The 10811-nt window shown below is 39.4% G+C and carries 9 protein-coding genes, 2 tRNA genes and 1 other annotated feature (1 of these 12 running past the window's edge); of the genes, 6 read left to right on the top strand and 5 right to left on the bottom strand.

Translation table 11 applies throughout. The features are described 5' to 3' along the window. The first annotated feature begins 72 nt into the window (after window positions 1-72). Together BFU02S_RS07080 and dapF are read left to right on the top strand one after the other, a co-directional pair. Window positions 73-855: a hypothetical protein gene (locus BFU02S_RS07080; RefSeq protein ID WP_066368474.1), complete on the top strand. Its 783-nt coding sequence runs from the start codon at window positions 73-75 to the stop codon at window positions 853-855. Window positions 856-916: 61 nt separating this feature from the next. Next, window positions 917-1894 (top strand): diaminopimelate epimerase, encoded by a 978-nt coding sequence (gene dapF, locus BFU02S_RS07075; protein WP_066368471.1) that lies wholly within the window; start codon window positions 917-919, stop codon window positions 1892-1894. A 19-nt stretch (window positions 1895-1913) separates the two neighbouring features. Here the strand turns inward: dapF and BFU02S_RS07070 are convergent, their stop codons facing one another. Further along, the gene (locus tag BFU02S_RS07070) at window positions 1914-3743 is read right to left on the bottom strand and encodes a DNA ligase D (protein ID WP_066368468.1); all 1830 of its coding nucleotides are present in this window, start codon (window positions 3741-3743) and stop codon (window positions 1914-1916) included. Window positions 3744-3865: 122 nt separating this feature from the next. Here BFU02S_RS07070 and ku point away from each other — a divergent pair, with 122 nt between their 5' ends. Continuing rightward, window positions 3866-4696 carry a non-homologous end joining protein Ku gene (gene ku, locus BFU02S_RS07065; RefSeq protein WP_066368461.1) on the top strand — a complete coding sequence of 277 codons (831 nt, stop codon included), beginning with the start codon at window positions 3866-3868 and terminating at the stop codon, window positions 4694-4696. A gap of 26 nt (window positions 4697-4722) precedes the next feature. Here the strand turns inward: ku and BFU02S_RS07060 are convergent, their stop codons facing one another. The 3 genes from BFU02S_RS07060 to BFU02S_RS07050 all read right to left on the bottom strand — a co-directional run bounded on the left by BFU02S_RS07060 (window position 4723) and on the right by BFU02S_RS07050 (window position 5298). Beyond that, a complete protein-coding gene (locus BFU02S_RS07060) occupies window positions 4723-5010 on the bottom strand; it encodes a DUF6509 family protein (RefSeq protein WP_084361019.1) in 288 nt (95 codons plus the stop codon). A 113-nt stretch (window positions 5011-5123) separates the two neighbouring features. After that, a tRNA-Ser gene (locus tag BFU02S_RS07055) sits at window positions 5124-5215 on the bottom strand. A gap of 12 nt (window positions 5216-5227) precedes the next feature. Further along, window positions 5228-5298: transfer RNA gene (locus tag BFU02S_RS07050), tRNA-Gly, on the bottom strand. A 289-nt stretch (window positions 5299-5587) separates the two neighbouring features. Here BFU02S_RS07050 and BFU02S_RS07045 point away from each other — a divergent pair. From BFU02S_RS07045 to BFU02S_RS07035, 3 genes are read left to right on the top strand one after another with little or no spacing between them, the layout of a single operon-like run. Next, window positions 5588-6316, top strand: coding sequence for a DeoR/GlpR family DNA-binding transcription regulator (locus tag BFU02S_RS07045; protein ID WP_066368455.1), 729 nt, complete (start codon window positions 5588-5590; stop codon window positions 6314-6316). Continuing rightward, window positions 6313-7227: a 1-phosphofructokinase gene (gene pfkB, locus BFU02S_RS07040; protein ID WP_066368448.1), complete on the top strand. Its 915-nt coding sequence runs from the start codon at window positions 6313-6315 to the stop codon at window positions 7225-7227. Before BFU02S_RS07045 ends, pfkB begins: the two co-directional genes overlap by 4 nt. Before the next feature lie 13 nt (window positions 7228-7240). Next, window positions 7241-9109: a PTS fructose transporter subunit IIABC gene (locus tag BFU02S_RS07035; RefSeq protein WP_066368446.1), complete on the top strand. Its 1869-nt coding sequence runs from the start codon at window positions 7241-7243 to the stop codon at window positions 9107-9109. Between the two features lie 37 nt (window positions 9110-9146). Here the strand turns inward: BFU02S_RS07035 and bcbE are convergent, their stop codons facing one another. Next, on the bottom strand, window positions 9147-10436 hold the full coding sequence (gene bcbE, locus BFU02S_RS07030) for a bacillibactin exporter BcbE (protein ID WP_066368443.1): 1290 nt from the start codon (window positions 10434-10436) through the stop codon (window positions 9147-9149). A gap of 178 nt (window positions 10437-10614) precedes the next feature. Beyond that, window positions 10615-10811: a binding site (T-box leader), on the top strand (it continues 50 nt past the right edge of the window).

The following is a 10811-nucleotide window of genomic DNA, read 5'->3' as shown; positions in this document are numbered from 1 at the left end:
TTAATTCTTCTATCATTTTTTCTCTTCTTCTAAATAAACTGATATAAGAGGAATTGATAAGGGGTTATTAGAATGAAAATAAATGAGTATTACCGTAATGCAGCATATATCAATTTGAACGGCAGTCTTGCGGCTTTATTCCCCGCAGCCACGATCATGTTAGCGAACCTCTTCATGTTTAAAAATCAAAAAATTATGTTTTTGACTATACCATTTTTTCTTTATAGTTTTTTTTGTTTTCAACTTTATCTTTTTAAAATGAAACAGTCGATTTTGATTAGTAGGAATATGTGCAGCAGAAAGGAAGGCAATGGTCATCATTCATTGTTTGCTGCGAGAGAATTGTTGGTGTTTTTTGTTAATACAAGTTCACCTAAAGTATTGTTTTACTTTCCTGACGGTTATTTGGCAGGCAGTATCAGTAAGTATAAAGGGGAGCGGAACTTTGATAGAAAAACTTTTGTGTTGCAAAATTGCCATGAAAAGGTATTAGGATTTTTTCGCGTAAGAAGGAAACAAAACATTATTATTGAAGTTTTTGACGAAAAGAAAAATTATTTGGGCTATTTTGAGAAGCAACGGAAAAGGTTTAGAAAATCGAAAAAAGAATTATTGGATCCCGCAGGAAGGTATATTGGCGCTGTAGAAGGTTCCTCTATTTTCATGGATGAAAAAGTTTTCACACAGGAAAACCGGCCCATCGGTAGGCTTCGGAGAGGATGGATGCCTCTGGAATGGAGCGAATTATTTCCAGAACCGAATACGCCGGTACTTTCATTTACAGAAGTGATGTCTGAAAAGGACAAGCTGCTTAGAATGTCATTCATCGTAAATGAATACTTTATTGAAAGATAGTTCCCCTTATGCGAATAATTTGATAAGATAAAGTATAATTTTATACTTGGGGGTTTAGGCTGTGCAAATAGAGTTGTTGAAAGGCCATGGTTCGGGTAATGATTTTCTAATAATTGATGAAATTACCAATCACTATACGTTTTCAGAAAAAGATAGGGTAAATCTTGCGAAGCTCTTATGTAACCGGGAAACGGAACTCGGCGCGGACGGAATTCTTTTTGTCATGAACAGTGATCATGCTGACGCAAAGATGAGGGTGTTTAATGCTGACGGTTCTGAAGCTTCAATGTGCGGCAACGGACTACGTTTAGTAGCGCGGTTCATATGTGAACTGCAAGAAAAAAATGAAGCAGTGATCGAAACAATGAAGGCAGATCTTAAAGTAGGCAAGCGAGATGAGATTTTTCCAAATATTCATACGTACCAAGTGGAAATCTCGCCGGTACTGTTTGATGTAAAGGCGCTGCCCCTCAATTGGACTAAACCAGTATTAGTAAATGAAGAAATTCCAGGAATATCAGATGAGCTAAAGTTTACGGCGTTAGCTGTACCCAACCCTCATTTAATCGCAATCGTTGAAACGGAACAATTAAATAGCGATTTGCAAAAAGAACTCAGTGAAGAATTGAACAGACCTAATGACATATGTCCAGATGGTGTCAATGTGAGCTTTGTTAAACCGCTCGGATTCGGGGCAATTTATGTAAGGACATTTGAGCGAGGGGTGGGCTTTACAAATGCATGCGGCACGGCAATGTCTGCTTCATCTCTTGTTACATGCCTGCAAGGATTAAATGAATATGAATCAGTGATTCAAGTATATAACAATGGCGGTAAAGTCCAATGCGTTGTTCATCATCAAGCCGGAGACTACAATATTGATTTAATCGGTAATGCCACATATCTTTATCGTGCTGCAGTGACCATTGACATCAAAAAAGAAGCATTTACTGTAACGTCCAAACAGGAATTGTCGGAGCAGCAGTCATATGAAAAACTTCAGACAGAAGTCCAGCGATTGTTGAAAGAAAAAATGTAAGGATAAGGGAATCTCCTCCTTATCCTTTTTTTAGTATATTTAAAACAGGTGCAAATGGTTGAATTTTTTTTGTGTCAAAATATTCCTTAAACGGATCACTGCCATTGCGAATTCTTGTTAAGACTGTTTTCAAGGTGAAGTTTTTCGGGTCAAGATTTTCGTTGACCTCTTCCCAATAGAGCGGGGTGGCAACGCCGGCATAGTCATTGCCGCGTATTGAATAGGGAGCGACAATCGTTTTTCCTTCGCTATGCTGGACATAGTCAATATACAGCCGGTTTCCGCGCTTTTTCTTCATTCTTTCTATCGTAAAAGAATCGGGATCCTGCGAAACTAAATAATCCGCTATAAAGCTGGTAAACAGCCTTGTATCTTCAAAGGAAAATTCCCCTTCCGGCAGTGGCAGATACACTTGTAGCCCCTTATTGCCGGAGGTTTTAATATAGCTGATTAATTGGAGTTGGTCGAGCACTTCTTTAATCAATAAAGCAGCCTTAATCGCTAAATGAAAGGCATCCCTAGAAGGTGGATCTAAGTCAAACACAATTTCACTCGGACCTTTGCTGTTAATTGTTTGAAACGGAACATGAAATTCTATGGCCAATTGATTTCCGAGCCAAAGGAATGTCTTAAGATGATTGCATAGGATATAGTTAATTCCCTCTGCTAAATGGGTTTCCACAAATTCCGGAGCATAATCGGGGCAATTTTTTTGGAAAAAAGCTTCACCGAACATTCCGTGAGGATAGCGAATCACCGTTAACAAGCGGTTTTGTAAAAATGGCAGCATATAGGGAGAGATCTCTCTTAAATAAAGGATATAATCCATTTTTTTGAGCTGCTGCCTGTCCCAAAGCAGTTTATCGGGATGGGTGATTTCAAGTCCTTTAGGCAGATTTTTTTGAGCAAAGATAAACTGTTCATACGTACAATCGCTGGGCTTTAGATCGAAACGAAACCGGTTAAAATGGGGTTCGCGCAGCTGATTGTCGTAAAGTTCCAGATATTTTATTTCAAGACAGATGGCCGGTTCAACGTAAATAAATTGGGAATCTTCCCTATGGCTATTTTGCTTAATAATTTGCACAAGCGCTTGTTTTTGCTCAGGATTGAAGCCGAACAGCACTTGACCGATTCCATATATTTGCTCATCCTGAAAAACACCCACATAAAAATAGCCGCTGTTTTTATCGAATGCTGTGACAAAGCAGTTGACATATTTCCAATTTTTATACTTTAGCCACTTCATTGAACGTTTTCCTTCTTCCCATCCGCTTGTTATTTGCTTTGCTACAATGCCTTCACCATCATATAAGATCACGTTTTCCCACAAATTTTCAAAGTCTTCGTGATGAAGGACTGGCTGGAGCAGCTGCAAGTTTCCGGGATCTGCTGTTAACTTAAAGCCAATCGCATGGAATAACTGAAGTAATTCCTTTTTCCTCTCTAATAATGGAACCTCAATAAGTGATCTGCCCTTTAGCATAAGTAAGTCAAACACCATCAAACGGCAAGGTTGAATTTTTGCTTGTTCATTTATTTTTTTCAAAGCTTTTAAACGCCCGCGAACTTGAATCGCCGCAAAGTTGGCTTTAAACGGGTTTTCCAGCTGAACCAATTCTCCGTCTAGTGTTAATGGCAAAAAGCGCGCAAATTCTTTTTCATGTTCCATTAAAAAGGTTTGGATTTCCGGAAATTGCGGGAGCAGTGATTTTCCATTTCGGCTGATTAAGGTGATTCCTTTCGAGTTCCATTCTAAAATAGCGCGAAAACCGTCATACTTCACTTCATACACCCATCCAGCTTGATTGGGACAATCAAAAGTTAAGGTTGGCAGCATTGGTTTCATTCCAATTTCCCCTTTTTTCTTTATTTTGTTTAATACAATTTAAAATCATCCTTTTCCAGTTGTTTTTTGGAATGCTAAAGATGAGGATTCACAAACTAACAGAAAAAGAATGGAGAATCAAGATGCATACAATGTGGAAAGGCAGTATCAGCTTCGGGCTCGTGAATATTCCAATTAAGCTTCATGCAGCAACAGAGGATAAGGATATTAAGTTGCGTACTTTACATGAAAAATGTCATGCACCGATTAAATATGAAAAGGTTTGTTCCGTATGCGGGGAAGAAGTTAAACCAGAAGAAATTGTCAAGGCTTACGAGTATACAAAGGGTAAATATGTTGTTCTTGATGAAGAGGATTTGGAAAAACTGCGGAAAGAAAATGAAGAGAAAGCGGTCGAAATTATTGATTTTGTCAAAATCGAGGAAATTGATCCGATTTATTTTAACCGCAGCTATTATATGTCTCCGAATGAAGGCGGGGGAAAGGCCTATACACTCTTAAGGAAGGCGCTTTTGGAATCCCAAAAGGTGGGACTGGCTAAAATCGTAATCCGTTCTAAAGAACAGCTGGCGGTGATTCGTGTATATGAAAATACACTCGTAATGGAAACGATTCATTATCCTGATGAAGTAAGGAAAGCGATAGACGTACCAAATGTTCCGTCAGATGACAAAGTGACAAAGAAAGAACTAGACACCGCGATTTTATTAATTGACCAATTAACCTCTAAATTTGAGCCGGAGAAATATACCGATGACTATCGAACCGCCTTGCTTGAATTAATTGAAGCCAAACGAAATGGCAAAGAAACAGTAACGGCTGCTGCGAAGGAAGCTCCAAACAATGTGACAGATTTGATGGCAGCATTGCAGGCGTCCATTGATCGGACAAAGCCAAAAAAGAGCGCAGCAACAAAGAAAAAGGCGGCAGCAAAAGTAAAGAAACAAGCATAGAAAGCAGCCTGGGATTCCAGCTGCTTTTATATATGTTCTTTGCAATAGTTTAATACTAATTCTTTTTCATCTTCTTCAAGATCAAAATCAAGAACTTTTTCAGAATCCTTTTCGTAGAAGTGATAGGAAGCAATTTTGGTTTCATGTTCATCGACCACGAAGATGACTTTTAAACCTGTCCCTTTTTCAGAATAAAGTTCATCCTCTTCGTCCACTTCAAGGTCTAAGAAAAATTCATAACGGTCACCCGATAATAATCCAAACGGGTCTTCAAGTTTTTCCACTGTATGGCCAATAATATTCAAATAGATCATCCTTTACAATTAATTGTTCCATTTTATTATGCCTATTTTGATCCCACAGGAATCGTCAGAATCACAGCATGATAAAAAACGCCAGATTCTTCTGGCGTTTGCTTCCTTATGTATGGCGGAGAAGGTGAGATTCGAACTCACGCGACGGTTGCCCGCCCTAACGCATTTCGAGTGCGCCCCCTTATAACCACTTGGGTACTTCTCCACTATAAATGAAAGCGGGTGAGGGGAATCGAACCCCCGCCGTCAGCTTGGGAAGCTGAAATTCTACCATTAAACCACACCCGCTTAATTACTGTAGATTGGAACGCTATTAATTATAGCATATGAAAATTAAAAATGGTAGTGGGAAATTTATTTTTTGCTTCAGGTGGAAATAGCCCTGATTGGAGCTCGAGGTTTCACTCATTTTTTACCTAAGATATGAACGGTGTTTTTGGAAAACAATCAAAAATAGTCAAAAATGTGAATGTTTTTGAAAGAAAATGATTGATTTTTGCAATCGGTTACAGTAAGATGTAGTCATGAAAGCAATGTAAAGGCGGTGAGGATATGTTAACACCCCGAACGTCATAGGATTATTCTTCAATTATTAAAAGAACAAGGAATTGTAAAAATTCATGAGCTTATGGAGCTGACAAACTCGTCTGAATCAACGATTCGAAGAGATTTATCTCAATTGGAAGAACAAAAGTTTTTAAAGCGGATCCATGGTGGTGCACAAAAATTACAGGGTAAACTGCAAGAACCTAGCATGATTGAGAAATCTTCCAAAAACCTTCATGAAAAAAGGCTAATTGCTAAATATGCTGCAGGATTGGTAGAAGATGGTGATTGCATCTATTTGGATGCTGGTTCGACAATTTTCGAGATCATTGAATGGTTGAATGCCAAGGATATCGTCGTAGTCACAAATGGTCTTATGCATATACCTCCGCTAATGAATAAAGGAATTGCCACATATTTAACCGGAGGATTTGTCAAACCGAAAACCAATGCGTTCATTGGCCGAGGAGCATTGGCAAGTCTTGATTTATACCGATTTGATAAATGTTTCTTGGGGGTTAATGGTATTCATCCTCAATTTGGCTTTACGACTCCCGACCAAGAGGAAGCAATGGTTAAGCAAAAGGCCATGACCTTATCAAGAGAGAGTTATGTACTAGCTGACAGTAGCAAATTTTCCGAAATTGCTTTTGCCAAAATTGCAGATATTCATGAAGCTTCTATTATTACGAATGCGCTGGAGGACGATCTAGCAGAGTTGTATGAAAATAAAACAAATATAAAGGTAGTGACAATGTGATATATACATTAACGTTGAACCCATCAGTCGATTACATTGTCAAGCTTGAAGATTTTCAACTTGGTCAATTAAACCGATCGATGAATGAAACAAAGTACCCCGGAGGAAAAGGAATCAATGTTTCCAGGGTGTTAAATCAGTTTGGAATTAAAAGCAAAGCACTGGGATTTGTCGGCGGATTTACAGGAGGCTATATTGAACAATATTTAGCAAAAGAGCAAATAGCATCTGACTTTATAAAAGTAACTGATGATACGAGAATTAATGTCAAGCTAAAAACAGGTCAGGAGACCGAAATAAATGCGAATGGACCTATTATTTCTGAAGAGAATTTGCAAAAGTTGATAGAACAAATTAAGAACCTAGGAAATAATGATCTGCTTGTGTTAGCGGGAAGTATTCCGGCAACATTACCGGAAACCGTCTATGAAGAACTTGTAAAAATATGCAAGAAGACTGGAACAGAATTTATTGTCGATGCTGAAGGGGACCTATTAACAAAGGTTCTTCCCTATCGCCCGTTTTTAATTAAGCCCAACCATTATGAGCTTGGAGAGTTGTTTGATCAGGTAATTTCAACTCCGGAGGAAGTAATTCCTTATGGAAGAAAATTAATTGAAATGGGTGCGCAAAATGTCATTGTTTCGCTAGCTGACCAGGGAGCTGTGTTCCTAAATGAAACAACCGCTTTAATAGCAACAGTACCACATGGGGAGGTGAGAAACTCCGTTGGTGCGGGTGACTCAATGGTAGCGGGTTTTTTAGCTGAGTATTTGAAAACAGGCGATTTTTCCAGTGCTTTTCGTTTCAGTGTAGCATCTGGCAGTGCAACGGCATTTTCGATGGGCCTATGTACAAGAGAAAAAGTAAATGAACTCATTCCACAGGTTCAAATAAAAGAAATAATATAAGGGAGAGACAGGAATGAAAATTACCGAATTATTATCAAAAGACACGATTCTCCTTCATATGACCGGCAGCCAAAAAGAAGAGGCCATCAACCAACTTGTTGATGTCCTCTACAAGGCTGAAAAGATCACTGATCGTGACGCATTTAAGACAGAAATTGAAAAACGTGAAAACCTAAGTACAACTGGCATTGGCGATGGCATTGCCATCCCGCATGCGAAAACAAAAGCGGTAAAGGAAGCCGCTATTGCTTTCGGTAAATCGGTTTCCGGCATCGATTATGAAGCATTGGATGGGAAACCTTCTCATTTATTTTTCATGATTGCTGCACCTGAAGGGGCGAATAACACTCACTTGGAGGCATTGGCACGCCTTTCCGGAATGCTGATGAAAGTTGAAGTGCGTTATCAGCTTTTAACAGCTGCTACCCCTGATGAAATTTTAGACATTATTAATAAATATGACAAAGAAGAAACGCAAGAACCTGCTGCAGGAGACAGGAGTAACTTTATTGTTGCGGTTACCGGCTGTCCAACAGGGATTGCTCACACATACATGGCGGCGGATTCTTTAAAGGCAAAGGCAGCTGAAATGGGAGTTGAGATTAAGGTTGAAACAAATGGATCAGGCGGAGCAAAAAACGTCTTGACTGAAGTTGAAATTGAAAACGCTATAGCAGTAATCGTAGCGGCAGATATTAATGTCGATATGGAACGCTTTAAAGGTAAGCATGTGATTCAAGCAGCGGTTGCCGATGGTATTAGACGACCGGAACATTTAATTAACCGGGCTTTAAACCAAGATGCACCAATTTATAGTGGAACTGGAAGTACAGCCAAGAGGTCAACAGAAAAAGCCCAAAGAAAAGGGTTTTATAAGCACCTAATGAACGGTGTATCCAATATGCTCCCTTTTGTCGTCGGGGGAGGTATATTAATTGCCATCAGCTTTATGTTCGGCTATAACTCAGCTAATCCGCATGATCCGACTTATAACCCTTTTGCAGCTGTTTTAAAAACAATTGGTGGTGGGAATGCATTTGCTCTAATCGTACCGGTTCTTGCCGGATTTATTGCGCTCAGTATTGCGGACCGTCCGGGTTTTGCACCGGGAATGGTCGGAGGAATGATGGCTGCAAGCGGTGGAGCGGGTTTCCTTGGTGGTCTGATTGCCGGATTTCTTGCAGGTTACATCGTGCTTCTCCTTAAAAAAGTATTTATCGGCCTTCCGAAATCATTAGAAGGTATAAAAAGCATTTTAATCTATCCATTGTTGGGGATTTTAATCACCGGTCTATTAATGAATTATGTCATTGATACGCCAGTAGCATGGCTAAATGGAGAAATTACACAATGGCTCAAAGGTATTGGACAGGGAAATGCCATTTTGTTAGGTGTTCTATTGGGATTAATGATGGCTTTTGATATGGGGGGACCCGTGAATAAAGCAGCATATGTATTTGGTACCGGTCTATTGGCAAACGGAGTGTTTCAGCCGATGGCTGCAATTATGGCAGCTGGAATGGTTCCGCCATTGGCTCTCGCCATCGCTACTACTATTTTTCGAAATAAATTTACACAAGAAGACAAAGACGCTGGAAAAGCGTGTTACGTTATGGGATTATCATTTATTACTGAAGGTGCAATACCTTTTGCCGCAGCGGATCCTTTCCGGGTAATTCCATGTAATATGATAGGAGCTGCCATAGCCGGAGCCTTGTCAATGGCATTCGGCATTGGACTAAGAGCACCGCATGGAGGTATATTTGTAGTACCATTAGTGCAAGGTGGCGCCCTTAAATATGCTTTTGCTATTCTAATCGGTTCTATCGTATCCGCCCTATTAATCGGGATTCTTAAAAAACCAGTTAACGCTGGAAAATAAATAATAAAGACCGAAACGGAGCTGAGTGACGCTGCACTCAGCTCTTTTCTAACTGTTCTTTCTTGCTTGGTTTTATCGCGATGAAGGCAACAATCGCAGCTAGAAGGCTAAGAATGCTCAAAAGGATAAAAATCCAATGATTGGAATATTTCATTAACAGAGCAATGATTGGAGGACCTGCTGCGACTCCGATAAATCGCATTGAACTATATATCGATGTAATGGTTCCCCGTTCGTTCTTTTTCACCCCTTCAGTAATGAGAGCATCCAAACTGGGGAGACCGGCTCCAATCCCAATTCCGCAGATTAAAAACATTGTAATCATATACCACAGCTTAATCGATAACCATAAAGCTGCTATGGATAAAGCCGAAGCAAGGATTCCTCCAACGGTTATCCATTTCATTAAAACTTTATTTTTCTTTATCATTTTTCCTGTTATGAAGGATGATAAACATAATGCCCCGAGAGGCAAGGCAAGAAAGAACCCTTTTTTAATGTCTTTAATCCCGTATTCTCTTTCGAATAATTCCGAAAGATAGAACAAGATCCCAAATAAGATCAGCATAAGAATGCCGCCAATAAAAAAGATGGCATAAAGCCAGCGCCCTTTCTCTGTAAAAGTTTTTTTTACATTATTAAAAAATTGTTGAAAGGGAATGGTGTTTACCTCTCTTTTAGGACTTTTGACGAGGAAGATCATTAATAAAACTGAGATGATACAAAATACTGGAAAAGCAAAAAAAGGCAAAAACCAGATAAATCCTGCTAAGCTTGCCCCTAATATCGGACTGAGAACTTTACCGAACGTATTGGACGTTTCAATCAATCCTAAGCAGCTGCTGACATCACCTTCATTTTTGAACATATCCCCCACTAATGGAAGAACAATCGGTGCGGCACCAGCAGCTCCTACCCCTTGAAGGCCCCTGCCAAGTAAAATAAGCCAAAAGGCTTGGTCAAATTTCCAGGCAGCCCACCCGGAAACAGCTCCGCCAATCCCGGCAATAATCAGGCTCGGGATAATCACTTTTTTTCGGCCGATATGATCGGATAAATAACCTGCCAAAGGAATTAAAATAATCGCCACAATGGAATAGACAGTAATTACCATGCTGGATTGAAACGAGGAAATATGCAATTTCTTTTCCATGGATGGCAGCACTGGGATCAACATAGAATTTCCTAAAGTCATGACCAAAGGAATGGATGAAAGGGAGAGAATTGCCCACTTTTGTTTGGCAATCCCGGAACTTTTTTGCCCTTCCTGTGAAGTCTTCTGTTTAATCGGCTGAGTTTTTTGCCGAAATTGATTTATATGCTCCATTTAACCTTCAATCCTGCTTTCTTTTAATGGTAATGTTAATATGGTCTATTTTTCATAAAAAAATTAGATAGGAAACAATCCTTTTAATGGAAGCCAAAAAACTTGTTTTTAGAAAATTTTTATAAAAATACGCTTGACATTTTCTATAAACATTCATAACATAATAATCAATAAAATAAGTTTGGCGATGACGAAGAGGAGTAACTTTTACGGATTCTAAAGAGAGCTGATGGATGGTGCAAATCAGTGATGAAGTATTTGTGAATGGACTTCCGAGCTTCCAAACCGAACCATTGCAAAATGCAGTAGGCTTTGGCGAACGACTCATCGTTACATGAGGCAGGTATTAAGTGTTATTCGATACCGGTAAAGTGA

The organism is Neobacillus fumarioli NBRC 102428, assembly GCF_001591485.1.
Taxonomy (GTDB): Bacteria; Bacillota; Bacilli; order Bacillales; family Cytobacillaceae; genus Neobacillus; species Neobacillus fumarioli.
This window is presented reverse-complemented; position numbering and strand designations above follow the sequence as displayed.